Raw genomic sequence first — 23,858 nt, 5'->3', positions numbered from 1 at the left:
TCGGGGTACACATGACGCGTGACCAGAACCGAAGCACCTCCCCGGACCGACGTACCGCGCGGGCTGCGTGACCAGGCTGCCCGGTACCACCTGCTGCCCCTGCGGCTCTTCCTCGGCGTGACCTTCGTCTACGCGGGGCTCGACAAGCTCTTCGATCCCGCGTTCCTCTCCGCCTCCGGCGACGGCTCCATCGGCGACCTGATGCGCGGCGTGCGCGACACCTCCGCGGTCCCCGCCCTCGTCGACCTGTCCCTGGAGTCCCCCGTGGGCTTCGCCGTGTTCCTCGCCGTCGCCGAGATCCTGGTGGGCCTCGGCACCCTGGTCGGCCTGCTGTCGCGGACCGCCGCGATCGGCGGTGCGCTGATCTCGCTCAGCCTGTGGCTCACGGTGTCGTGGGCGGTGTCCCCGTACTACTACGGCAACGACCTGATCTACCTGATGGCCTGGACCCCGCTGATCCTCGCCGGTTCGTCCTACCTGTCGCTGGACTCGGAGATCCGGTCGCGCCGGTCCCGTCGTACGGCGTAGGTGACCAGCCCGACCAGTGCGGCCAGCGTCAGTCCGCCCGCGGTCATCGGGACGACCGCGTACCAGGGCATGTCGGCCCCACCGGTGGTCTCGACCAGGTAGAGCACGCCCGCCAGCAGCAGGACCAGCCCCGCGATCAGCCGTCCCGGCTGGAACTCATGACGCCGCACGGGCCACCTCCACCTGTCCGATTCCCGCACTGAGGTCCAGCTCGATCGTCCCGCCGGCCTCGGTGCCGGCGGCCGGGGCGAGGGTCGCCGTCCGGTTCTGCTGCCCGGGCCCGGCCCGCTCGATGCGGCCCGCGTAGTCGCCCGGCAGCTGGATGTCGCCGAGGCGCCGGACGGTGACCTCGGCCTGGGCGGTGACCTCCCGGGGCAGCAGCACCTTGAGCCGGCCCGCGTCGATGGAGGCGCTCACGGCCACGGTGGTGCCCTTCGGCACGTCCAGGCGGCTCAGGTCCAAGGTGGCCAGCCCGGTCCCCGCCTCGTACACGGGCCGTACGTCGGCCACCGCGGCCGGCCGCCACTCGACCTCCCGCCAGTCGGTGCCGATCTCGCGCGGCAGTGCCGCGGCGCCCGCCAGCAGGCCCGAGGTGAACACGGCCACCACGACCGTGCCGAAGCCGGTGCGCCCCAGCAGGGAGCTGACCGCGAGGCCCAGGCCGAAGACGATCAGCGCGGCGGCGAGCCCGGTCTGCAGGGCCGTGCCGAGGGAGCTGCCCTCCCACCGCGCCGCGGTACCTGCCGCCCCCGCCAGCAGGGCCAGCACGAAGACCCGGCCGCCGATGCCGCCGCGCCCCCGCACCCGGGCGGCCGCGGGCTCCCGTACGGTGGCGTCCGCGGCGCCCGCCGCCTCGGGCCCCACCGGGTCGGCGGCGACGTCGGGCGGCCCCCACAGGTAGCCCGTCGAGCCCACGGGACCGGTGGTGCCGTCCTTGACCAGCGGGTCCCGCCACCAGGAAGGGGACCCGGGAGCGGGCGGCGCCTTCGTCTCCGGCGGGGCCGCCGGGGAGTGCGCGGCGCGGGGCGCGGTCCCGCCCGGGGCGGGCGCCTCCGTCTCGGGGGCGAGCGCCTGCCGCCGCCGCTGCGACCAGTACGAGGCGCCGCCGAGCGCCAGCACCACCAGGACCGAGAACACCGCCAGCGCGCCGTTGTCCAGCATCGACAGGAACAGCGCGCAGCCCACCAGGGCGGCGAACACCGCCGCCAGGGTCGCCCCTTCGACCCGGCCCGTCAGCAGCTTCTTCGCCTCGCTGTCCTCCTCGCCCTCCTGCGGGAGCAGCAGCCACGCGAACCCGTAGAAGATGAGGCCGACGCCACCGGTGACGGCGAGGACGCCGAGGACGATCCGGAAGACCACCGGGTCCAGGTCGAAGTACCGGCCCAGGCCGCCGCACACGCCCGCGAGGACCTTGTCGCGCTTGCTGCGGCGCAGGGGCGGCCGGGTCTCGGCCGCCCGGGAGGCCCCGGGGTCCGCCGGCGGGGCGTCGTGTACTTCGGTCATGCGTCCATGGTGACGGTCGGCGCGGGCACCCGGAATCCGGCCCTACCCTGGCGCAACCCTGAAATCTCCCGGGCAGAAGTGGGGGGATGCCCTGATGCCCGGCCGCGGCCCGCCGTGTGACCCTTGGTGACATGCCCGTAGCCGCCGCCACCCGCCCCCCGCACGCCCCGGACACCGACGACCCGCCGCAGCGCAAGCTCTACCGCAGCGCCGACGGCCGGATGCTCGGCGGTGTCGCGCGCGGTCTGGCCGGGCACCTCGGGCTGCCCGTGGGCTGGGTCCGGCTCGCGTTCCTCCTGCTGTTCATGTGGGGCGACGGACTGGGCGTGCTGCTCTACGCCGCGTTCTGGGTCTTCGTACCGCTCGGCGTCGGCGGCCGCGCCGGGCACCGCTCCTTCTTCGAGAGCCTGCCCGACGGCACCCGTCGCCTGCGCAAACCCGACCGCGGTCAGATCACGGCCCTGATCGCCCTGTTCATCGGCGCGGGCATCTTCATCTCCAAGGTCCAGTTGGGCGGCGAGTCCGGGCGCTACGTGTGGCCGACGCTGCTGGTCGGAGCCGGGGTGGTCCTCGTATGGCGGCAGGCCGACAACGCCCGCCGCGCCCACTGGACCACCGCCGCCGGACGGCACGGGCGGCTCTTCCAGGCCGCCCGCGCGCTCGCCGGCGTCGCGCTCGTCGGCGTGGGCCTGACCGTCTTCATCGTCGTACGGGGCTCCGCCGCGCAGCTCGGCAACGTCCTGACCGCCACCCTCGCCGTCCTCGTCGGCGTCGCCCTGCTCGCCGGACCCTGGCTGATCCGGATGACCCAGGACCTCTCCGAGGAGCGGCTCATGCGCATCCGCGCCCAGGAGCGCGCGGAGGTCGCCGCCCACGTGCACGACTCGGTGCTGCACACCCTCACGCTGATCCAGCGCAACGCGGAGGACGTGGGCGAGGTGCGCCGGCTCGCCCGCGCCCAGGAGCGCGAGCTGCGCAACTGGCTCTACAAGCCCGAGGGCACCGGCAAGGACGAGGCGGAGGAGCCGGCCACCCTGGCCGAGGCCGTGAAGAAGACCGCGGCCGAGGTGGAGGACCACCACGGCGTGCCCATCGAGGTCGTCGTCGTCGGCGACTGCCCGCTCGACGAGAAGCTGGGCGCCCAGATCCAGGCCGCGCGCGAGGCGATGGTCAACGCCGCCAAGTACGGTGGCGAGGGCGGCCCGGTACAGGTGTACGCGGAGGTCGAGGGGCTGACGGTGTTCGTGTCCGTACGGGACCGCGGCCCGGGCTTCGACATCGACGCGGTACCCGACGACCGCATGGGCGTACGAGAATCGATCATCGGCCGGATGCAGCGCAACGGCGGGACCGCCCGACTGCGGTCCGCGCCCGACGGCGGCACGGAAGTCGAGCTGGAGATGGAGAGGGCGGCGAACGCGGCATGACCGAGGACGAGAAGAACGCAGGCGTGGGGGAGACCAGGCGCGTCCGGGTGGTGCTCGTCGACGACCACAGGATGTTCCGCACCGGGGTGCAGGCCGAGATCGGCGAGACCGACCGGACCGGGGTCGAGGTCGTCGGCGAGGCCGCCGACGTCGACCAGGCCGTCACCGTCATCACGGCCACCCGGCCCGAGGTGGTCCTCCTCGACGTGCACCTGCCCGGCGGCGGCGGCGTCGAGGTGCTGCGGCGCTGCGCCCCCCTGATGGCGGCCGCCGAGAACCCGGTGCGGTTCCTGGCGCTGTCGGTGTCGGACGCGGCCGAGGACGTCATCGGGGTGATCCGCGGCGGTGCGCGCGGCTACGTGACCAAGACCATCACCGGCACCGACCTGGTGGACTCGGTCTTCCGGGTGCAGGACGGGGACGCGGTGTTCTCGCCGCGGCTGGCGGGCTTCGTGCTCGACGCGTTCGCCTCGACGGACGCGCCGCCGGTGGACGAGGACCTGGACCGGCTCACGCAGCGCGAGCGCGAGGTGCTGCGGCTGATCGCGCGCGGCTACGCCTACAAGGAGATCGCCAAGCAGCTCTTCATCTCGGTGAAGACGGTGGAGTCCCACGTCTCCGCCGTACTGCGCAAGCTGCAGCTCTCCAACCGCCACGAGCTGACCCGCTGGGCGACGGCCCGCCGCCTGGTGTGACACCGCCGGGTCCCCGACCTGCGGTGTGACCCACGCCGCAGGTCAAGGGGGCAACCGGGCTCCCGCCGGCCGCACTCTAGGCTGGCGTGATGAGCTTGACCGGTACACCCTTCTTCGTGTCGGTGATCGCGCTGACCGTGATCGCCGTCATCCTTCCCCTGGCCCTGTGGAGCAAGGTGCGCGGCCCTGCCGTCGTACGCACCGTGCTGCGCACCCTGATGGTGTTCTTCGCCCAGGTCACAGCCGTCGCCGTGGTGTTCGTCGCCGTCAACAGGGCCGAGCACTTCTACAACTCGTGGGGCGATCTGCTCGGCACCGGCAAGTACGTCACCGCCGCTCCCGACCTCGGTCCGGACGGCCTGGGCGGCAAGAAGGTCGAAGAGGCGCCGAAGGTCAAGCAGGCCTTCGAGCCGGTCGAGGGCCTCGGCGGCCGCGTCCGGAAGACCGAGCTCGACGGGAAGATATCCGGGGTCAAGGGCGACGTGCTGGTATGGCTGCCGCCGCAGTACGACGACCCCGCCTTCAAGGACAAGAAGTTCCCGGTCGTCGAGCTGATCCCGGGCATCCCGGGTACGGGCAAGTCCTGGTTCCAGGGGCTCAAGGCCCACGAGGTGCTGGAGCCGCTGATGAAGAGCGGCAAGGTGCAGCCGTTCATCCTCGTCTCGCCGCGCGCCATGCTCGTGGGCAACGGCGACACCGGCTGCGCCAACCTCCCCGGCAAGGTCAACGCCGACAGCTGGTTCAGCGTCGACGTCCGCAAGATGGTCGTCGACAACTTCCGGGCCTCGGACGAGGCCCGCACCTGGGGCGTGGCCGGCTACTCGGCCGGCGCCTACTGCGCCGCCAAGCTGGCGATCGCCCACCCCGACCGCTACAGCGCGGCCGTCTCCCTGTCCGGCTACAACGACCCCGGCCAGGAACCCTCCTCGCTCGTCGCCCAGGACCCGCAGCTGCGCGTCTCGCACAACCTGAAGAACGTCCTCAAGGCCCAGCCGGCGCCGCCGGCGGTCTCGCTGTGGCTCTCGGGTGCGGAGCAGGACGGCTACCTGTCGGGCATGGACCTCAAGGCGCTCGCGCAGAAGCCGACCGTCGTGCACGCGGAGAAGGTCACCGGCGGCCACAACCTCGACTCGTGGTCCAAGCAGCTGCCGCAGACCTTCGGCTGGCTGAGCGGTGTGGTCAAGGCCCCGTAGGCCGGCTCCTCGGCCGCACGCCGCGCTACGGGTTCACGCCGGGCTACGGGTTCACGCCGGGCGGGAGGCGCCGGCCCAGGGCATCGAGTCGATCGGCGCCAGCCGGACCGTCGATCCCGGGCGCGGGGCGTGGATCATCTGGCCGTTGCCGACGTAGAGGCCCACGTGCGTGATCCCGGAGTAGAAGAACACCAGGTCGCCGGGGGCCAGCTGGTCGCGGGACACGCGCCGGCCGGCGTTGATCTGCGTGTAGGTCGTGCGGGGCAGCGAGACCCCGGCCGAGCGCCAGGCCGCCTGGGTCAGCCCCGAGCAGTCGAAGGAGCCGGGCCCCGTCGCGCCCCACACGTAGGGCTTGCCGATCGAGGAGTACGCGAAGGCCACGGCGCGGGCCGCGCGGGAGCCGTCGGCGGGCGGCGGGGGCGCGGCGGTGACCGGGCCGGCGGGTGCGGCGGCGGCGCCGGGCGCCTGGGCCTCGTAGGCGGCGCGCTCCTCGGCGGTGAGCTTGGCCAGCAGGCGCTTGGCGGCGGCGAGCTTCTCCTCGGCCTCCGCCTTGTGGGCGGCGAGCTCGTCCTGCCGTGAGCGCAGGTCGGAGAGCCGGCCGGAGGCCTGCTCCCGCAGCTTCGAGACCTCGTCCAGCTTGCGGCGCACGGTGGTGATCCCGGCGGCGTTGCGGTCCCCGGCGCGGGAGATGAAGGAGGCCTGGGCGAGGTACTCCTGCGGGTCGTCCGCCAGGGCGAGCTGTACGGCGGTACCCAGGGAGCCGCTGCGGTACTGGGAGGCGGCGAGCGTCCCGAGCGCGCTGCGGGCGGTGTTGAGCTGGTCGGCCTTGCGGGCGGCCTCGTCGCGCAGGCCCGTCAGTGCCTTCTCGGCCTCGTCGGCCTGTTCCTTCGCCCCGTTGTACCGCTCGGTCGCCGCCTCGGCCTCCTCGTAGAGGCGGTCCACCTCCGTCTTGATCTGGGCGGGGGTGGGCCGGGGGTCGGCCTGGGCGGCGCCTTCGAAGGCGGTGGCGGTGGCAGCGCCCGCGAGGGCGATGGTGGCGGCGGTCGTCCGTACCGGGCCGCCGGAGAGCGAGCGCTGCCTGGGCTTTCGATGACTGGCCACGCGGGCCTCACGTCCTTCCTCTGCCGGTGCTAGGAGGAGGACGCTAGACCCGGAGGTAACGGGCGGATGACGCGATGATCGTAAGTGCCCTGATGCGATCGGAGCTGGCCGCACGGGACCGGAGCGGATCGCTGCGACGAGGGTCAGTGCCAGAGAAGGGCGATGAAGATGTTGATCACGGTCAGGCCGCCGACCGCGCCGAAGACCGCCTTGTCCACGCGCTCCTCGTCGCGCTTGACGTAGACGAGGGCGAGGATCACGAACAGGAGCGCGAGCTTCACGCCGACCTTGACGTTGTTGACGGGCGTGCCGTCCATCTCGTTGAAGCCGACGAGCAGCACACCGGTGACGAGCATCGTCAGCGCGCCGTGCAGCATGGCGGGCGTGAAGCGGGCCGTGCCCGCGCTCATCGCCTTCATCTGGGTCAGGAAGCCACCGAGGAGGGCGGCGATCCCGATGATGTGCAGGCCGACGAAGACACTGATCAGTACGTCCATGGCAGTCGAGCGTACGGGGGCCAAGGCCCGGCCCGAGCAGCGGGTCGGCCCGTCGTGAACGGCCGGCGGACGCTGCCCGGGAACGGCCGGCGGACCCTGCCCGGGGACGGTCCGGACCCGTCCGTACGAGATCTGCGTACAGTGGTGGGCGTGCCCGCCGCCGACCCGCCCCACCCCGCCGCCGACCGCCTCGATCTCGCCGACGTCCTGGCGGCGCTCGGACACCCCGTCCGGCTGGAGATCGTCCGCCGGCTCGCCTCCGGGGAGGAGGCCTGCTGCGGCGAGGTCGTGCCCGACCTGCCCCGGTCGAGCGTCACGCACCACCTCAGGACGCTGCGCGAGAGCGGAGTCATCCGCCGGCGCCCCCAGGGCCGCAGGCTCTACCTCGCGCTGCGCCGCGACGACCTGGAGCTCCGTTTCCCCGGTCTGCTGGAACTCGTGCTGGCCTGTCGGTCCCGCCCCCTAGACTCGGAATGCGATGAGCAGCCTCTTTGACGACAGCTTCCTGGCGGACCTCACCCCCTCCGACGAGGTCCCGCCGCCGCCCGAGGAGTACCCCGCCCCGGAGGCGGGTGCGGACGACCTCTTCGGGGGTCACTTCGACGTGCCCATGACCGGGGACGCGTACTACCGGGACGGCGCCCCCAAGCCCGTCATCGACCCGGCGACGCTCCTGGACGGCCTGAACGAGCAGCAGGCCGCCGCCGTGGTGCACGCGGGCTCCCCGCTGCTCATCGTGGCCGGCGCCGGCTCCGGCAAGACCAGGGTGCTGACCCACCGGATCGGGCACCTGCTGTCCGCCCGGAACGTCCACCCAGGCCAGATCCTGGCGATCACCTTCACCAACAAGGCCGCCGGCGAGATGAAGGAGCGCGTCGAGGGCCTGGTCGGCCCGCGCGCGGGCGCCATGTGGGTCTCCACCTTCCACAGCGCGTGCGTGCGCATACTGCGCCGCGAGTCCAAGCGGCTCGGCTTCACGTCCTCGTTCTCGATCTACGACGCGGCCGACTCCAAGCGCCTGATGGCGCTCGTCTGCCGCGACCTGGACCTGGACCCGAAGAAGTTCCCGCCGAAGTCCTTCAACGCCAAGATCTCGAACCTGAAGAACGAGCTGATAGACGAAGAGGCCTTCGCCGACCAGGCGGCAGGGGGCACCTCCCGGACGGAGTCTGGGGGAGGCTTCGAGAAGACGCTCGCCCAGGCGTACGCGATGTACCAGGCGCGGCTGCGCGAGGCCAACGCCCTCGACTTCGACGACATCATCATGACCACGGTGCACCTGCTCCAGGCCTTCCCCGACGTCGCCGAGCACTACCGGCGCCGCTTCCGGCACGTCCTGGTCGACGAGTACCAGGACACCAACCACGCCCAGTACACCCTGGTGCGCGAGCTGGTCGGCACCGGCTACCCGGACCTGCCCCCGGCCGAGCTGTGCGTGGTGGGTGACGCCGACCAGTCGATCTACGCCTTCCGCGGCGCGACGATCCGCAACATCCTCCAGTTCGAGGAGGACTACAAGGACGCCACGACGATCCTGCTGGAGCAGAACTACCGCTCCACGCAGACGATCCTGTCCGCCGCCAACGCCGTCATCGAGCGCAACGAGAACCGCCGCGCCAAGAACCTGTGGACCGAGGCCGGCACCGGCGCGGTCATCACCGGCTACGTCGCGGACACCGAGCACGACGAGGCCCAGTTCGTCGCCGACGAGATCGACCGGCTCACCGACGCCGGTGACGCCAAGGCCGGCGACGTCGCGATCTTCTACCGGACCAACGCCCAGTCCCGTGTGTTCGAGGAGATCTTCATCCGGGTCGGCCTGCCGTACAAGGTCGTCGGCGGCGTCCGCTTCTACGAGCGCAAGGAGGTCCGCGACGTCCTCGCGTACCTGCGCGTCCTCGCGAACCCGGAGGACAACGTCCCCCTGCGCCGGATCCTGAACGTGCCCAAGCGCGGCATCGGCGAGCGCGCCGAGGCGATGATCGACGCGCTCGCGCTGCGCGAGAAGATCACCTTCCCGCAGGCGCTGCGCCGCGTCGACGAGGCCTTCGGCATGGCGGCCCGCTCCACCAACGCCGTGAAGCGGTTCAACGCGCTGATGGAGGAGCTCCGTACGATCGTCGACTCGGGCGCCGGCCCGGCGGTGGTCCTGGAGGCGGTCCTGGAGCGCACCGGCTACCTCGCCGAACTCCAGGCCTCGACCGACCCGCAGGACGAGACGCGGATCGAGAACCTCCAGGAACTGGCCGCCGTGGCCCTGGAGTTCGAGCAGGCGCGCGAGGCTGCGGCCGCCGAGGCCCCGGAGGGCACGGCGCCGGCCGGTCCCGGCACGCTCGCCGAGTTCCTGGAACAGGTCGCCCTCGTCGCCGACTCCGACCAGATCCCCGACGAGGACGAGGACGGCTCCGGCGTCATCACCCTCATGACCCTGCACACCGCCAAGGGCCTGGAGTTCCCGGTGGTGTTCCTGACCGGCATGGAGGACGGGGTCTTCCCGCACATGCGCGCGCTGGGCCAGACCAAGGAGCTGGAGGAGGAGCGCCGCCTCGCCTACGTCGGCATCACGCGTGCGCGCGAGCGGCTCTACCTGACGCGCTCCAGCATGCGCAGCGCGTGGGGCACCCCCTCCTACAACCCGCCGTCGCGGTTCCTGGAGGAGATCCCGGACCAGTACCTGCAGTGGAAGCGCACGGGAGCGGCCCAGAAGCCGGCCGGCCCGATGCGCAGTTCGGGCTACGGTTCGGGCTCGGGCGGCGGACGGTCCTCCTTCGGCACCTCGCCCGAGGCGTTCCTGTCCTCGTCGCGCACGAAGTCTGGCCCGTCCGGGTTCGCGACGCGCCGCGCCGCGGACAAGCCCGTCATCGCGCTGGCGGTCGGGGACCGGGTCACGCACGACCAGTTCGGGCTCGGCACCGTCATGGAGGTCAAGGGGGCGGGCGCGGACGCGCAGGCCACCATCGACTTCGGCGACGACAAGCCGAAGCGGCTGCTGCTGCGTTACGCGCCGGTGCAGAAGCTCTGAGGGCCCCGGCCGGTCTCCGGCCGGGCCCCGGCCGGGCTCCCGCGCACGCACGAGGGCCCGGCAGCGAGAACGCTGCCGGGCCCTCGTGGAACCGGTCGTGCCGAGGTGCCTACCTCGGGTCCAGGCCCTTGCTGCGCAGCCAGGCCAGGGGGTCGATCGCGGAGCCGCCGCCGGGCCGGACCTCGAAGTGCAGGTGCGGGCCGGTGGAGTTGCCGGAGTTGCCCGAGTAGGCGATGACGTCGCCCGCCTTGACCTTGCCGCCGCGGATCTTGGTGGAGCTGAGGTGGCAGTACCAGGTCTCGGTGCCGTCGGGCGCGGTCACGATGGCCATGTTGCCGTAGGCGCTGTTGAACTGCGTGCGCACGGTGCCGTCGGTGGCCGCCATGACCGGGGTGCCGTAGGACACCGGGAAGTCGATGCCGGTGTGCACCGACATCCACATGCCGCCGGCCTGGCCGAAGCTGGCGCTGAGGCCGTGCTGCTCGACGGGGATCGCGAACTTGGGGCGGGCGGCCTCCTTGGCCGCGGCCTCCTCGGCCTTCTTCTTCTTTTCCTCTTCCTGGCGTTCGCGCAGGTCGATGCGCTCCTGCGTGCGGCTCGCGCGGTCCGCGAAGTCGCCCGCGTCGGCGCTGAGCGCGACCAGTTGGGTGTCGAGCTTGGTGTTCGCCGCGACCGGCTTGACCGACGCCGGGTCGGGCGCGGCCATCGTGGTGGTGTCCTCACCGGGCTTGTCCGTACCGGTGAGTCCGCCGACGGAGGCGGCCGCGACGCCCGCGACGCCCATCACGCAGGCGGAGGGCACCGCGACGGTCAGCAGGGCGGAACGCTTCGCCGGGGTGCGCCGCCGGCCGCCGGCCGCCTTGGCACCCGTCGTCTTGGCGCCGGTCGTCTTGGCGTTGGCCTTGGCGGCGGTCCGGCGCGCCGAGCGCGGGGCGGAGGTCACCGGCATGGCCTGGGTGGGCATGTCGTGCACGCCGTGCAGTTCGTGGACCTCGGGCAGCTCGTACGCCTCGGGCACCTCGTACGCCTCGACTGCCTCGTACGCCTCGGCGGCCTCGGGCGCCGGGTCGGAGAGCACCTCGAAGACGGCCGTCTCGCTGTAGGTGTCGGCCCCGGTCGTCTCCGGTGCGCTCACCTCGGCCGGGGTCTCGTGGACGTAGCCTACGGTGCCCAGCGTGGTCGTGCCGTACGCGTAGTCCTGCTGCGCGGGCTGGTAGTCGTAGGCGTACTCGGCCTCGGGCTGCGCCGGGCTCTGCGCGACGGTGTTCCAGGCGGTCGCGTCGTAGGCGCCGGTCTCGGTACCGGTGGTGCCGAAGCCGGGCATCGCCCAGTGGCCCGTCTGCTCCGCGGAGGTGTCGTAGCCGAAGGAGGCCGTCGGGTAGGCGGTGTAGCCGGAATAGTCCGTGCCCGCTCCCGCCGCGTTCCAGGCGCTCGCGTCCCAGCTCCCGGTGGTGTCCTCGGGTGCGGACTGCGAAGGGATCGTGGACAGGTAGGGGTCCTGCGCGGTCCACGCGGTCGTGTCGTACGCGCCGGTCTCATAGGAGCCGTAGGCAGCGTAGTTGACTCCTTGGCCCTGCGTTTCGTAGGAAACGTAGGCCGAGTCACCAGCGAAAGCGGTGGTGGAAAGGCCGTCGTACCCGGCATCCGGGTACTGGCCCGACGGGGGGCGGTCGTTCACCAACTTCTCTTTCGCCTCGGCAGTGGGGGCCTGGGTGGCCGGGAACTCGAAGTTCACCGGAGGAGAGCAGTGGCGTGACTGTACCCGTCGGTTACTCGCAACGACAATCTTCGCCGGGTCCTCAGATCAGCGGAACCGGGCATTCGGCCGTCTTTCGGTCGCCGAAAGACGCAGCCTTGGCCTTGAGTTCGAAATGTGTTCGACTCCTGGTCGCCGAACGGTCAGGCGACGGAAGCGGCGTCCGGGCCCGTCACGACGGCCGGCGCGAAGCCGTCGAGGGCGCGGCCGACCGCCGCGATGACCGCCGGGTGCGCCGGGAGGGCGAGATGTCCGATGCCCATGACCTGCACGTTCTCCACGCGCATGTCCGGATGTTCGATGCGGGCGCTCCCGACCGGGGCCATCAGCGTGTCGAACTCGCTCCAGAACGCCACACAGCGGGTCGCGCAGCCGGGCGAGGGCGCCGCCAGCTCGGCCAGCACCTCGGAGTCCGGGCGCATCTGCCGCACCAGGGGGTGCGCGTCCATGAAGGGGGCGACCCGCGTGCCGGAATGGGGGGTGCCGAGCGTGACGAGGGTGCGTACGCGCGTGTCGCCGCCGAGCCGCTGCACGTAGTACCGGCCGACCAGGCCGCCCAGGCTGTGCCCGACGAGGTCCACCCGGTCCTGCCCGGTGCGCTCGCACAGCTCCTCGACACGCCGGGCGAGGTGGCGGGCGGTGACGCGCAGGTCGAGCGTGAGCGGAGAGTAGTTGTACGCCTCCACGTGCCGCAGGCCGCTCGCGGCGAGGGCGCGGCGCAGCAGGACGAAGACGGAGCGGTTGTCGGTGAACCCGTGGAGGAGGAGGACGGGTGGGCGTGTCGTGGCCGGCACGGCGGCGACCTTCTCCTGGCACACCCCGGTGGGGTACAGCAGGAGGTGCCCGCCGAGCACGACGACCTCCAGCGCTCCGGCCCGCAGCGCGGCGCCGGAGAAGGGGACGGGTATGGGTAAGGACAGACCCATCGACGGCCTCCTGTGATCCTCTTGGGACGACGGCCGCCGCGCCACCGTGCCGTGCGGCTGTCGGCACGGTGGCGCAATGCCGTCCCACGTGTGATTTCCCCCTCGTGCTTGACCGCGAAACGGCGGCGTGCGCGATGCTGTACTTAACGTTCGTTCACTCGGGAGGCAGTGCGATGGGTGTGACCGGTCCGATCCGTGTGGTGGTGGCCAAGCCGGGTCTCGACGGCCACGACCGCGGGGCCAAGGTGATCGCGCGGGCGCTGCGTGACGCGGGCATGGAGGTCATCTACACCGGCCTCCACCAGACCCCCGAGCAGATCGTCGACACCGCGATCCAGGAGGACGCCGACGCGATCGGCCTCTCGATCCTCTCGGGCGCCCACAACACGCTCTTCGTGCGCGTGCTGGAGCTCCTCAAGGAGCGCGACGCGGAGGACATCAAGGTCTTCGGCGGCGGCATCATCCCGGAGGACGACATCGCCCCCCTGAAGGAGAAGGGCGTGGCCGAGATCTTCACCCCGGGCGCGACGACCACCTCCATCGTGGACTGGGTCAACGCCCACGTCCGCCAGTAGCCCCCGGCGGTCCGGCGGCGGTCCGGCGGCGGCCCCGCGGGGCCGCCTCCCGGCAGTGGCCGCCCCGCGCGCGGCGGGCCCCGGCTTTGCGCCGGACCGGGAGTCGGGCACGGCTGCCCGAGTCCTGATGTCGGCCGAGCGGCCCGCAGGGGTCAGGCCGGGGTGAGTTCCGACAGCATCGCCGCGCGCAGCCGGAGGGTGGCCACCAGCCGCTGGAAGGCCTCGGCCCAGTAGGCGGCCGCGCCCGGCGACGCGTCCTGCGGTTCCTCCGCGGCCGCGGTCAGGGCTTCCAGCCGGCCCGCCTCGGCGGGGTCGAGGCAGCGTTCGGCCAGGCCCATCACCCCGCTGAAGCTCCACGGATAGCTGCCGGCTTCCCGGGCGATGTCCAGCGCGTCCACCACGGCGCGGCCCAGCGCACCCGCCCACGGCACCACGCACACCCCCAGCAGCTGGAACGCCTCGGACAGCCCGTGCGCCCGGACGAACTCCGCCACCCACTCGGCCCGTTCCCCGTCGGGGAGGGTCTCCAGCAGCTTGGCCCGCTCCGCGAGCGAGGCCGTACCCGGACCCGCCGCGGGCGGCGCCGACGCCGGGCCGAGCAGGGCCCGCGACCACTCGGGGTCCCGCTGGCGCACCGCGGCCCGGCACCACGCCGCGTGCAGTTCCTCCGTCCAGCCCTCTGCCGCGGCCACCGGCAGCGCCACGATCTCCGCCGGGCCCAGCCCCCCGAACCGCTCCCGCCAGCACGACAGCGGCGCCGCCTCCACCAACTGCCCGAGCCACCAGGCCCGCTCCCCGCGTCCGGCGGGCGGCCGCTTGACCACGCCGTCGCGGAGCATCTCCGCGTCGCACTCGGCCGGCGGCGTCACCCCCTCCGGTCCCACACAGGCCAGTGCGCGCTCGGCCATCCGGCCCGCCAGTGCCGACTGCGGCAGTGCCGAGAGCAGTTCGGCCGCCGTCGCACGGACATTGCGGCTGCGGTCGCCCAGTGCCGCCTCGAGGAAGGACTCGTCCTCCAGGGACAGCCCCACCCTCAGCGAGTCGAGGAACATCAGCCGGTCCTCGGCCCGTTCGGTCGCCCAGGTCGTCTCCAGCAGCCTCGGCGCCGCCGCCGGCTCGTGGGCCCGTACGGCGCCGAGCAGCGCCACGCGTTCCGCGAACAGCCCTTCCTCCCACAGGCGTTCCACCGCGGACGGGTCGGTCACGTCCGGCAGTTCCCCGCCGCCCGCCCCGCCGCGCAGGGCGAACCGCCAGTCCGGATTCATCCGCGCCAGCCACAGGCCCCGCGTCCCGGCGAGAGCCAGTGCCTGCGGGCGCAGGTCCGTCCGGGCCCGGGCGGCGTCCAGCAGTGCCGGTACGAGGGCCGCGGGCGCGCGGTAGCCGTGCCGTCCGGCCGCGGCCAGCCATTGCGGCAGCAGCTCCGTCAGGTCCGGTGCCGACCCGCGCCGGCCGCCACCGCTCCCGCCGGCGGCGCCGGTGCGGCCCGCCAGCAGTTGCGCGAGCCGGCGGCCCGCCGCCTCCGGCGGTGCCGGCCGGGGGTCGCGGGGCGCGGGCTCGGGCCGCGGGCGCGCCTCGGCCGGCCGCAATCCGGCGCGGCGGCGCACGGCGTGCACGGCCGCCGCGTCCAGCAGGGCCTCCGGCGAGCCGGCCGGCCCCCCGCCCCGGCGCCGGTCGGTGCCCAGCAGCGCGGTGCCGACCAGCTCCTGCCACTCCCCGTACCCCTCGTCACCCTCGCCCATCGGTGCCCCTCCCTCGCTGCTCGTCCTCGGTTGTGTCCGGTGCCCCGGTCCCGCCCCCTCCGCGGGACCAGGGCTGTCGATGTCCCCTGCGGGTCCGCTCAACTGGCGTGGTTGTCGTTCATGAAAGCCCCCCGGCTTCTCGTCGTTGCGTGTACGGCGCCCCCCGGCGCCGCACTTCTCCCTGCCGCCGCCGTGTGACGGCACAGGACCCCCCAGGCCCCCTGCGATGTGGTTGTCCGACCCCGCCCGGCTCAGGACAGGGCGACCGGCTCCGAGGAACCCGGCTGCCAGGCCGTCAGCGGGGTGAAGCCGCGGTGGCCGCACTCGCCGAACACCGTCACCGGGTCCCCGCCCGACAACGCGGCCAGCTGCCACAGCCCCCCGCGGGAGCGGCTGCCGGCCCCGGTGAGGGGCACCGGCAGGGCACAGGTGCCCTCCGCGTCCGCCAACTGCCAGCCGAGCTCGCCCGGTATCGGAACCACCGGACCGAGCACCACCGGCCAGGACTCCAGCCACGGGTCGTCCCGCAGCGCCGTCCCATAGGCCTCCAGCGCCGCCTGCGTGCCCACCCCGGCCGGAACCTCCGTGCACGGCGCGGCCGCCGCGAACCTCTCCCCGAGGTCCGCCCGCAGCCCCGCCGACCCGGGCCGGAAGCGCATCTCCGCCTCCAGCACCAGACCCACCGGCAGCGCCAGCCCCGGCGGCCGCCCGGGCGGTCCGAAGTCCAGCACCAGCGCGGGCCGTCCGCCCGCCAGCCCGCGCAGCCATATCCGGCGGGTGGTGAGCCGTCCGTCCGGCGACACCGAGTCGTACTGCGCGAGCACCAGCCAGCGGTCCCGTACGGCCTCCCCCTCCCCGGAGGCCGGCAGTCCCACCCGGCTGCGCACGGTCGCCGCCAACTGCTCCGGCAGTCCCGCCACCCCCATCCAGGCCCGGTCCAGCAGGTGCAGCAGCGCCGCCTCCTCCAGCATCCGTGCGGGCCAGCCGGGGCCGCAACTGGGTATCGTCCCCAACTCCCTTACGCGCCCGGCCAGTCCGGGCGCCTGGGCGTCGACCATCCGGGCCGCGGTCTCCTCCCATGCCGCGTAGCCCGCGTGCTCCTGGCCCGCGAGGCCGCCGCGCAGCAGGTCGGACAGCCGCTGTTCCAGCTCGGTGACGCCCGCTCCGATGCGCGCCGCCCGCCGCTCGGCCCGGCGCCGGGCCCCCTCCTCGTCCACCGGCCCGGCCGCCGCGCCCGCCGGACGGGCGGCCTTGGCCGCCCGGTCCGCCAGCCACTGCGCGGCCCAGTCCGGTGCCTCCCCGGGCTCGCCGACCCCCTCGGCGGACCAGAGCAGGAGCAGTCCCAGCGCGTGCTTGCACGGGAACTTCCGGCTCGGGCAGGAGCACTTGTAGGCCGGTCCCGTCAGGTCGACGACCGTGCGGTACGGATTGCTGCCGCTGCCCTTGCACAACCCCCATACAGAACCGGAAGCGGAACCTCCGATCTGTGACCACGGCCCCGCCCCGCCGAGTCTGCCGCCCGCCTTGCGTGAGGCATCGTCAGGAGCCAGAGCCAGTACCTGTTCCGCCGTCCAGCGGACCCCCTGCTCAGTCATGACAACCACCGTAGAGACCCCCTCTGACAATTGCTCTGACCTGCAACAACGGCCTGGGCTCGGTGCGTTGTCAGTGGCGTGGTGCACCGTTGGAACAGCAGTCGGGAGCGGCTGCCGAGCATTGGAGGGGGACCATGAGCAAGCCCGAGAACGGCACCGGCGCCGAGGCGCTGCGACCGCACGCCGAAGACGCCTTCGCGCACGAACTGAAAGCCCTGGCGGCCGCCGACGACAGGCCCCGCCCGACCCGCTGGAAGCTCTCCCCGTGGGCCGTCGCCACCTACCTGCTCGGCGGCACGCTCGACGACGGCACCGTGATCACACCCAAGTACGTGGGCCCGCGCCGCATCGTCGAGGTCGCGGTCACCACCCTGGCCACCGACCGGGCCCTGCTCCTCCTCGGCGTTCCCGGCACCGCCAAGACCTGGGTGTCCGAACACCTCGCGGCCGCCGTCAGCGGCGACTCCACCCTCCTCGTCCAGGGCACCGCCGGCACCCCCGAGGAGGCCATCCGGTACGGCTGGAACTACGCCCGGCTCCTCGCCCACGGCCCCAGCCGCGAGGCCCTCGTCCCCAGCCCCGTCATGCGGGCCATGGCCGACGGCATGACCGCCCGCGTCGAGGAGCTCACCCGCATCCCCGCCGACGTCCAGGACACCCTCATCACCGTCCTGTCCGAGAAGACGCTGCCGATACCGGAGCTCGGCGAAGAGGTGCAGGCCGTGCGCGGCTTCAACCTCATCGCCACCGCCAACGACCGCGACCGCGGCGTCAACGAGCTCTCCAGCGCGCTGCGCCGCCGCTTCAACACCGTCGTCCTGCCGCTGCCCGCCACCGCGGACGCCGAAGTGGACATCGTGGCCCGCCGCGTCGACCAGATGGGCCGCGCCCTCGACCTGCCCGCCGTGCCCGAGGGGCTGGAGGAGATCCGCCGGGTCGTCACCGTCTTCCGCGAGCTGCGCGACGGCGTCACCGACGACGGCCGCACGAAGGTCAAGTCGCCCAGCGGCACCCTCTCCACCGCCGAGGCCATCTCCGTCGTCACCAACGGCCTCGCCCTGGCCGCCCACTTCGGGGACGGCGTCCTGCGCCCCTCCGACGTGGCCGCGGGGATCCTCGGCGCCGTCGTCCGCGACCCGGCGGCCGACAAGGTGGTCTGGCAGGAGTACCTGGAGGCCGTGGTCCGCGAGCGCGACGGCTGGAAGGACTTCTACCGGGCCTGCCGGGAGGTGACCGCATGAGCACCGCCCGAAAGGGCCCGCTGCTCCTCGGCGTGCGCCACCACGGGCCCGGATCGGCCCGCGCGGTCCGCTCCGCCCTGGACGCGGCCCGCCCGGCGGCCGTGCTGATCGAGGGGCCGCCCGAGGGAGACGCACTGCTGGAGCTGGCCGCCGACCCCGGTATGCGGCCGCCCGTGGCACTGCTCGCGCACGCCGCGGACGACCCGGGCCGGGCCGCGTTCTGGCCGCTCGCCGACTTCTCCCCGGAGTGGGTGGCGATCCGCTGGGCGCAGGAGGCCGGCGTACCGGTCCGGTTCATGGACCTGCCCGCCGCGCATTCGCTGGCCGCGGCCGGGGAGGCGGACGCGGACCGTGCCGAGACCGACGGGGTCCGGCTGGACCCCCTCGCGGTGCTCGCCGAGACCGCCGGGTACGACGACCCCGAGCGCTGGTGGGAGGACGTGGTCGAGCACCGGGGCACCGGCGGCGCGGGGGAGGAGGCGCTCGGCGCGTTCGAGGCGCTCGGGGAGGCCATGGCGGCCCTGCGCGAGGCGTACGGCGACGGCGGTCACCGCCGCGACCTGGTGCGCGAGGCGTACATGCGGCAGCGGATGCGCGCCGCCCGCCGCGAGTTCGGCGACGGGTACGCGGTGGTGTGCGGAGCCTGGCACGTCCCGGCGCTGCGGGCGAAGACCACGGTGGCCGCGGACAGGGCGCTGCTGACCGGGCTGGCGAAGGTCAAGGTGGAGACCACCTGGGTGCCGTGGACCCACCGCAGGCTCGCCCGCGCCGGCGGTTACGGCGCGGGGATCACCTCGCCCGGCTGGTACGCCCACCTCTTCTCCGCCCCGGACCGGCCCGTCGAGCGGTGGCTGACCAAGGTTGCCGGCCTGCTGCGCGAGGAGGACCGGCAGGTCTCCTCGGCACACGTCATCGAGGCGGTCCGGCTGGCCGAGACCCTGGCCGCGATGCGGGGCAGGCCCCTGCCCGGCCTGACGGAGACCCTGGAAGCGGTCCGGGCGGTGATGTGCGACGGCTCCGACGTACCGCTGGCGCTCGTCGAGGACCGCCTCGTCGTCGGCGACGTGCTCGGCGAGGTCCCGGACGCGGCCCCCGTCGTACCGCTCCAGCGGGACCTGACACGCCTGCAGAAGTCCCTGCGGCTCAAGGCCGAGGCGCAGGAACGCGAGCTGGAACTCGACCTGCGCAAGGACACCGACGCCGCGAAGTCCCTGCTGCTGCACCGGCTGCGGCTGCTCGGCATCGGCTGGGGCACCCCGACCGCCTCCCGCGGCAGCACCGGCACCTTCCGGGAGACCTGGCGGCTGCGCTGGGAGCCGGAACTGTCCGTGCGGGTGGCCGAGGCCGGGATCTGGGGCACCACCGTCCTCGCGGCGGCCACCGCCAAGGCGGAGGCGGACGCGGCGGGCGCCGGGGAACTGGGCGAGGTCACGGCGCTGGCCGAGCGGTGCCTCCTGGCCGGGCTGTCCGAGGCGCTGCCGGCCGTACTGCGGGCCCTGGCGGACCGCGCCGCGCTGGACACCGACGTCGCCAAGCTCGCGAAGGCCCTTCCGGCGCTCGCCCGTTCACTGCGGTACGGGGACGTGCGGGGGACCGACGCGACGGCGCTCGGCACCGTCGCGGCCGGGCTCGCCGAGCGGATATGCGTCGCGCTCCCGCCGGCCTGCGCGGCCGGCCTGGACGCCGACGCGGCGGCGGAGCTGCGCGGCCACGTGGACGGGGTGCACACGGCGGTCGGCCTGCTGGCGGACACCGGCGACGGGCTGCGCGTGCGCTGGTCCGCGGTGCTGCGGACGCTGGCGGCCCGGGACACCGTGCCGGGCGTCATCCGGGGCAGGGCGGCGCGGCTGCTCCTCGACGACGGACGGCTGGAGGCCGAGGAGACGGCTCGGCTGATGGGCCTCGCGCTGTCCCCGGCCGCCCCGCCCGCCGACGCGGCGGGCTGGATCGAGGGCTTCGCCGGCGGGAGTTCGGGCGGCGGCACCCTGCTGGTGCACGACGAACGGCTGCTGGGCCTGATCGACAGCTGGCTGACCGGGGTCCCGGAGCGCGCCTTCACCGACGTCCTCCCGCTGCTGCGGCGGACCTTCGGGGCGTACGAGCCGGGGGTGAAGCGGACCCTGGGCGAGCTGGTCCGGCGCGGCCCGGCCGCCGCCGCGGGGGCGGCGCGGGCGACGGACCGGGCCCCCGAGGGCTTCGCCCCCGATCTGGACCCGGAGCGGGCGGACGCGGTGACGGAGCTGGTCCGGATGCTGCTGGCCTCCCCCGACGGGGTGGCAGCCGCCTGAGAACGCGGTGCAAGGACGGGTACGACGAGTGCAGGGGGACGGACGGATGAGCGGTACGGACATGAGCGCGGCGGCGGCACGGGGCAGTGCGGACCCCGTGGGCGGCGAGCGGCTGCGCCGGTGGCGGATGGTGCTCGGCGGGGGAGACGCCGACGGCACCGGCCACGCCCTGACCGGGCGGGACGCGGCGATGGACGCCGCGCTCGGCGCGCTGTACGGGGGAGGCGGCGAAGGAGGGGGCCGCCGGTCCACGGGGTCGGCCCGGTCGGCCGGGCTCGGCGGTTCCGCGCCGAACGTGGCCCGCTGGCTCGGGGACATCCGGACGTACTTCCCGAGTTCGGTGGTCCAGGTGATGCAGCGCGACGCCATCGAGCGGCTCGGCCTGTCCGCCCTGCTGCTGGAGCCGGAGATGCTGGAGGCCGTCGAACCGGACGTCCACCTGGTCGGCACCCTGCTCTCCCTGAACAAGGCGATGCCCGAGACGACGAAGGAGACCGCGCGGGCCGTGGTCCGCAAGGTCGTCGAGCAGTTGGAGAAGCGGCTCGCGACCCGTACGCGGGCCACCCTCACCGGCGCGCTCGACCGCTCCGCCCGCATCAGCCGTCCCCGCCACCGCGACATCGACTGGGACCGCACGATCCGGGCCAACCTCAAGAACTACCTGCCCGAGTACGGCACCGTCGTCCCCGAGCGGCTGATCGGCTACGGCCGGGCGGCGCAATCGGTGAAGAAGGAGGTGATCCTCTGCATCGACCAGTCGGGTTCGATGGCGGCCTCCGTCGTCTACGCGTCCGTCTTCGGCGCGGTCCTCGCCTCCATGCGCTCGATCGCCACCCGCCTGGTCGTCTTCGACACCGCCGTCGTCGACCTGACCGACCAGCTCGACGACCCGGTCGACGTCCTCTTCGGCACCCAGCTGGGCGGCGGCACCGACATCAACCGGGCCCTCGCGTACTGCCAGTCGAAGATCACCCGGCCCTCCGACACGGTCGTCGTGCTCATCAGCGACCTCTACGAGGGCGGCATACGCAACGAGATGCTCAAGCGGGTCGCCGCGATGAAGGGGGCCGGCGTCGAGTTCGTGACCCTGCTGGCGCTGTCCGACGAGGGAGCCCCGGCCTACGACCGCGAGCACGCCGCGGCCCTCGCCGCGCTCGGGGCGCCGGCCTTCGCCTGCACGCCCGACCTGTTCCCGGAGGTGATGGCCGCGGCGCTGGAGAAGCGGCCCCTGCCGACCCCCTGAGGTTCCTCCGACACGCCCGTCCCGGCCACGCCTGTGAATCGGCCGATCACACGAATTTCCAGTTCAACCGTAAGGCGTTCTGTGACAGGTATCACCGCTCAGGTGTGATCTGCGATTTAGGGTCCCACGCCCCACGGGGATAACCTGCCGGACGGACATGCCGCGTCCACGGTCACCGTGTGCGCCTTCCTTGTGACAGCGCCGTCACGTTGCCCTCCGCGGCACGCCCACGCAGATAGCAGACAACCGCGAATCACTGCGAATCTTTAAAAAGACAAGGGACGGACGCGCGTGGACCTGTTCGAGTACCAGGCGAGGGACCTCTTCGCCAAGCACGGTGTACCGGTGCTGGCCGGTGAAGTCATCGACACGCCTGAGGCGGCTCGCGAGGCCACCGAGCGGCTGGGCGGCAAGTCGGTCGTCAAGGCGCAGGTGAAGGTCGGCGGCCGCGGCAAGGCCGGCGGCGTGAAGCTGGCCGCCACCCCGGACGAGGCCGTCGCCCGCGCGACGGACATCCTGGGCATGGACATCAAGGGCCACACGGTCCACAAGGTGATGATCGCGGAGACCGCTCCCGAGATCGTCGAGGAGTACTACGTCTCGTACCTCCTCGACCGCACCAACCGCACCTTCCTGGCCATGGCCTCGGTCGCGGGCGGCATGGACATCGAGCAGGTCGCCGAGGAGACCCCGGAGAAGCTCGCCAAGGTCCCGGTGAACGCCAACGAGGGCGTGACCATCGAGAAGGCCCGCGAGATCGTCGCGCTGGCGCAGTTCCCGGCCGAGGTCGCCGAGAAGGTCGCCGAGGTCCTCGTGACCCTGTGGGACACCTTCATCGCCGAGGACGCGCTCCTCGTCGAGGTCAACCCGCTCGCCAAGGTCGCCTCCGGCGAGGTCATCGCCCTCGACGGCAAGGTCTCCCTCGACGAGAACGCCGAGTTCCGCCAGCCGGGTCACGAGGAGTTCGTCGACCACGCCGCCGCGAACCCGCTCGAGGCCGCCGCCAAGGCGAAGAACCTCAACTACGTCAAGCTCGACGGTGAGGTCGGCATCATCGGCAACGGCGCGGGTCTCGTCATGAGCACCCTGGACGTCGTCGCCTACGCCGGCGAGAACCACGGTGGCGTCAAGCCCGCCAACTTCCTGGACATCGGCGGTGGCGCCTCCGCCGCCGTCATGGCCAACGGTCTCGAGATCATCCTCGGGGACCCGGACGTCAAGTCCGTCTTCGTCAACGTCTTCGGTGGCATCACCGCGTGCGACGAGGTCGCCAACGGCATCGTCCAGGCGCTGGCCCTGCTGGAGGAGAAGGGCGAGGCGGTCACCAAGCCGCTCGTCGTCCGTCTCGACGGCAACAACGCCGAGCTGGGTCGCAAGATCCTCTCGGACGCCAACCACCCGCTGGTGCAGCGCGTGGACACCATGGACGGCGCGGCCGACAAGGCCGCCGAGCTCGCGGCTGCGAAGTAAGGGCAGAGGTCACAGACTCACATGGCTATCTTCCTCAACAAGGACAGCAAGGTCATCGTCCAGGGCATGACCGGTGCCACGGGCATGAAGCACACCAAGCTGATGCTGGCTGACGGCACCAACATCGTCGGCGGCGTGAACCCGCGCAAGGCCGGCACGACCGTCGACTTCGACGGCACCGAGGTCCCGGTCTTCGGTTCCGTCGCCGAGGCGATGGAGAAGACGGGCGCCAACGTCTCCGTCCTCTTCGTCCCGCCGGCCTTCGCCAAGGCCGCCGTCGTCGAGGCCATCGACGCCGAGATCCCGCTGGCCGTCGTCATCACCGAGGGCATCGCGGTGCACGACTCCGCCGCCTTCTGGGCGTACGCGACCGCCAAGGGCAACAAGACCCGCATCATCGGCCCGAACTGCCCGGGTCTGATCACCCCCGGCCAGTCCAACGCCGGCATCATCCCGGGCGACATCACCAAGCCCGGCAAGATCGGTCTCGTGTCCAAGTCCGGCACGCTGACCTACCAGATGATGTACGAGCTCCGTGACATCGGCTTCACCTCCGCCGTCGGCATCGGTGGCGACCCGGTCATCGGCACCACGCACATCGACGCCCTGGAGGCCTTCGAGGCCGACCCGGAGACCGAGCTGATCGTCATGATCGGCGAGATCGGCGGCGACGCCGAGGAGCGTGCGGCGGACTTCATCGCGAAGAACGTCACCAAGCCGGTCGTCGGCTACGTCGCGGGCTTCACCGCCCCCGAGGGCAAGACCATGGGCCACGCCGGCGCCATCGTCTCCGGCTCCTCCGGCACCGCGCAGGCCAAGAAGGAGGCCCTCGAGGCCGCCGGCGTCAAGGTCGGCAAGACGCCGACCGAGACCGCCGAGCTCGCTCGCGCGATCCTGAACGCCGCTCAGTAAGCAGCGGCCGTACGGCTGAACGGGCGTGGGGCCCCCCCCCCGGGGGGGGGGGCCCCCCCGTGTGCCGGTGCCGGCGGCATAGACCGTGGGGGGGGTGGGCGGGGGGCCCCCCAGCGGGAACGCGGGGCGCGTGTACAGGAGGTGGCG

At 73.0% G+C, this 23,858-nt stretch carries 20 protein-coding genes; 12 read left to right on the top strand and 8 right to left on the bottom strand.

The annotated features are described in order from the left end of the window. Positions 1-18 precede the first annotated feature (18 nt). Entirely contained in the window at positions 19-528 is a 510-nt protein-coding gene (locus AB0O53_RS15805; protein ID WP_350992741.1) for a DoxX family membrane protein, read from the top strand. Here AB0O53_RS15805 and AB0O53_RS15800 read toward each other — a convergent pair. Both AB0O53_RS15800 and AB0O53_RS15795 read right to left on the bottom strand, forming a co-directional pair. Further along, positions 474-698, bottom strand: a complete 225-nt coding sequence (locus tag AB0O53_RS15800; protein ID WP_350992739.1) for a hypothetical protein — start codon at positions 696-698, stop codon at positions 474-476. The genes AB0O53_RS15805 and AB0O53_RS15800 overlap by 55 nt on opposite strands. Further along, positions 685-2,031, bottom strand: coding sequence for a PspC domain-containing protein (locus AB0O53_RS15795; RefSeq protein ID WP_365196064.1), 1,347 nt, complete (start codon positions 2,029-2,031; stop codon positions 685-687). The genes AB0O53_RS15800 and AB0O53_RS15795 overlap by 14 nt, the downstream gene beginning before the upstream one ends. Positions 2,032-2,162: 131 nt before the next feature. Here AB0O53_RS15795 and AB0O53_RS15790 point away from each other — a divergent pair, with 131 nt between their 5' ends. The 3 genes from AB0O53_RS15790 to AB0O53_RS15780 all read left to right on the top strand — a co-directional run bounded on the left by AB0O53_RS15790 (position 2,163) and on the right by AB0O53_RS15780 (position 5,346). After that, positions 2,163-3,458 carry an ATP-binding protein gene (locus tag AB0O53_RS15790; protein WP_350992736.1) on the top strand — a complete coding sequence of 432 codons (1,296 nt, stop codon included), beginning with the start codon at positions 2,163-2,165 and terminating at the stop codon, positions 3,456-3,458. Next, positions 3,455-4,153 carry a LuxR C-terminal-related transcriptional regulator gene (locus AB0O53_RS15785; protein WP_030659486.1) on the top strand — a complete coding sequence of 233 codons (699 nt, stop codon included), beginning with the start codon at positions 3,455-3,457 and terminating at the stop codon, positions 4,151-4,153. Before AB0O53_RS15790 ends, AB0O53_RS15785 begins: the two co-directional genes overlap by 4 nt. Before the next feature lie 89 nt (positions 4,154-4,242). After that, entirely contained in the window at positions 4,243-5,346 is a 1,104-nt protein-coding gene (locus tag AB0O53_RS15780; RefSeq protein ID WP_350992734.1) for an alpha/beta hydrolase, read from the top strand. A 51-nt stretch (positions 5,347-5,397) separates the two neighbouring features. On the opposite strand, the gene AB0O53_RS15775 is transcribed toward AB0O53_RS15780, so the two are convergent. Further along, a complete protein-coding gene (locus tag AB0O53_RS15775; protein ID WP_350992732.1) occupies positions 5,398-6,447 on the bottom strand; it encodes a C40 family peptidase in 1,050 nt (349 codons plus the stop codon). A gap of 143 nt (positions 6,448-6,590) precedes the next feature. Next, positions 6,591-6,944: a hypothetical protein gene (locus AB0O53_RS15770; RefSeq protein WP_350992730.1), complete on the bottom strand. Its 354-nt coding sequence runs from the start codon at positions 6,942-6,944 to the stop codon at positions 6,591-6,593. A 150-nt stretch (positions 6,945-7,094) separates the two neighbouring features. Between AB0O53_RS15770 and AB0O53_RS15765 the strand changes: the two genes are divergently transcribed. Beyond that, a complete protein-coding gene (locus tag AB0O53_RS15765) occupies positions 7,095-7,439 on the top strand; it encodes an ArsR/SmtB family transcription factor (RefSeq protein WP_350992728.1) in 345 nt (114 codons plus the stop codon). Next, positions 7,423-9,966 carry a DNA helicase PcrA gene (pcrA, locus tag AB0O53_RS15760; RefSeq protein ID WP_350992726.1) on the top strand — a complete coding sequence of 848 codons (2,544 nt, stop codon included), beginning with the start codon at positions 7,423-7,425 and terminating at the stop codon, positions 9,964-9,966. Before AB0O53_RS15765 ends, pcrA begins: the two co-directional genes overlap by 17 nt. Positions 9,967-10,075: 109 nt before the next feature. On the opposite strand, the gene AB0O53_RS15755 is transcribed toward pcrA, so the two are convergent. After that, the gene (locus tag AB0O53_RS15755) at positions 10,076-11,644 is read right to left on the bottom strand and encodes a M23 family metallopeptidase (RefSeq protein ID WP_350992724.1); all 1,569 of its coding nucleotides are present in this window, start codon (positions 11,642-11,644) and stop codon (positions 10,076-10,078) included. A 221-nt stretch (positions 11,645-11,865) separates the two neighbouring features. Next, positions 11,866-12,648, bottom strand: a complete 783-nt coding sequence (locus AB0O53_RS15750) for an esterase/lipase family protein (protein ID WP_365196055.1) — start codon at positions 12,646-12,648, stop codon at positions 11,866-11,868. Positions 12,649-12,821: 173 nt separating this feature from the next. On the opposite strand from AB0O53_RS15750, the gene icmB reads away from it, so the two are divergent. Further along, complete coding sequence (gene icmB / locus AB0O53_RS15745) at positions 12,822-13,223, top strand: coenzyme B12-dependent isobutyryl CoA mutase small subunit (RefSeq protein ID WP_030764263.1); 402 nt, start codon at positions 12,822-12,824, stop codon at positions 13,221-13,223. A 152-nt stretch (positions 13,224-13,375) separates the two neighbouring features. On the opposite strand, the gene AB0O53_RS15740 is transcribed toward icmB, so the two are convergent. Both AB0O53_RS15740 and AB0O53_RS15735 read right to left on the bottom strand, forming a co-directional pair. After that, entirely contained in the window at positions 13,376-15,043 is a 1,668-nt protein-coding gene (locus AB0O53_RS15740; RefSeq protein WP_434094392.1) for a DUF5691 domain-containing protein, read from the bottom strand. Positions 15,044-15,213: 170 nt separating this feature from the next. After that, entirely contained in the window at positions 15,214-16,557 is a 1,344-nt protein-coding gene (locus tag AB0O53_RS15735) for an SWIM zinc finger family protein (protein ID WP_350992718.1), read from the bottom strand. Between the two features lie 134 nt (positions 16,558-16,691). Between AB0O53_RS15735 and AB0O53_RS15730 the strand changes: the two genes are divergently transcribed. From AB0O53_RS15730 to sucD, 5 genes are all read left to right on the top strand, one after another. Then, positions 16,692-17,798 carry an ATP-binding protein gene (locus AB0O53_RS15730; RefSeq protein WP_350992716.1) on the top strand — a complete coding sequence of 369 codons (1,107 nt, stop codon included), beginning with the start codon at positions 16,692-16,694 and terminating at the stop codon, positions 17,796-17,798. Continuing rightward, positions 17,795-20,086: a DUF5682 family protein gene (locus AB0O53_RS15725; protein WP_365196050.1), complete on the top strand. Its 2,292-nt coding sequence runs from the start codon at positions 17,795-17,797 to the stop codon at positions 20,084-20,086. The genes AB0O53_RS15730 and AB0O53_RS15725 overlap by 4 nt, the downstream gene beginning before the upstream one ends. Positions 20,087-20,132: 46 nt before the next feature. Then, on the top strand, positions 20,133-21,329 hold the full coding sequence (locus AB0O53_RS15720; RefSeq protein ID WP_350992713.1) for a VWA domain-containing protein: 1,197 nt from the start codon (positions 20,133-20,135) through the stop codon (positions 21,327-21,329). A 291-nt stretch (positions 21,330-21,620) separates the two neighbouring features. After that, positions 21,621-22,799, top strand: coding sequence for an ADP-forming succinate--CoA ligase subunit beta (sucC, locus tag AB0O53_RS15715; protein ID WP_030851393.1), 1,179 nt, complete (start codon positions 21,621-21,623; stop codon positions 22,797-22,799). Between the two features lie 21 nt (positions 22,800-22,820). Next, entirely contained in the window at positions 22,821-23,711 is an 891-nt protein-coding gene (gene sucD, locus AB0O53_RS15710) for a succinate--CoA ligase subunit alpha (protein WP_030764277.1), read from the top strand. Positions 23,712-23,858 lie beyond the last annotated feature (147 nt).

Source organism: Streptomyces erythrochromogenes (genome assembly GCF_040684695.1).
Classification (GTDB): Bacteria; Actinomycetota; Actinomycetes; order Streptomycetales; family Streptomycetaceae; genus Streptomyces; species Streptomyces erythrochromogenes_C.
This window is presented reverse-complemented; position numbering and strand designations above follow the sequence as displayed.

Bases quoted from the DNA above. Each gene is read 5' to 3' on its own strand.
- AB0O53_RS15795 (WP_365196064.1), bottom strand. From the start codon at position 2,031: ATGACCGAAGTACACGACGCCCCGCCGGCGGACCCCGGGGCCTCCCGG.
- AB0O53_RS15790 (WP_350992736.1), top strand. From the start codon at position 2,163: ATGCCCGTAGCCGCCGCCACCCGCCCCCCGCACGCCCCGGACACCGAC.
- AB0O53_RS15785 (WP_030659486.1), top strand. From the start codon at position 3,455: ATGACCGAGGACGAGAAGAACGCAGGCGTGGGGGAGACCAGGCGCGTC.
- AB0O53_RS15780 (WP_350992734.1), top strand. From the start codon at position 4,243: ATGAGCTTGACCGGTACACCCTTCTTCGTGTCGGTGATCGCGCTGACC.
- AB0O53_RS15770 (WP_350992730.1), bottom strand. From the start codon at position 6,944: ATGGACGTACTGATCAGTGTCTTCGTCGGCCTGCACATCATCGGGATC.
- pcrA (WP_350992726.1), top strand. From the start codon at position 7,423: ATGAGCAGCCTCTTTGACGACAGCTTCCTGGCGGACCTCACCCCCTCC.
- AB0O53_RS15750 (WP_365196055.1), bottom strand. From the start codon at position 12,648: ATGGGTCTGTCCTTACCCATACCCGTCCCCTTCTCCGGCGCCGCGCTG.
- icmB (WP_030764263.1), top strand. From the start codon at position 12,822: ATGGGTGTGACCGGTCCGATCCGTGTGGTGGTGGCCAAGCCGGGTCTC.
- AB0O53_RS15735 (WP_350992718.1), bottom strand. From the start codon at position 16,557: ATGACTGAGCAGGGGGTCCGCTGGACGGCGGAACAGGTACTGGCTCTG.
- AB0O53_RS15730 (WP_350992716.1), top strand. From the start codon at position 16,692: ATGAGCAAGCCCGAGAACGGCACCGGCGCCGAGGCGCTGCGACCGCAC.
- AB0O53_RS15725 (WP_365196050.1), top strand. From the start codon at position 17,795: ATGAGCACCGCCCGAAAGGGCCCGCTGCTCCTCGGCGTGCGCCACCAC.
- AB0O53_RS15720 (WP_350992713.1), top strand. From the start codon at position 20,133: ATGAGCGGTACGGACATGAGCGCGGCGGCGGCACGGGGCAGTGCGGAC.
- sucD (WP_030764277.1), top strand. From the start codon at position 22,821: ATGGCTATCTTCCTCAACAAGGACAGCAAGGTCATCGTCCAGGGCATG.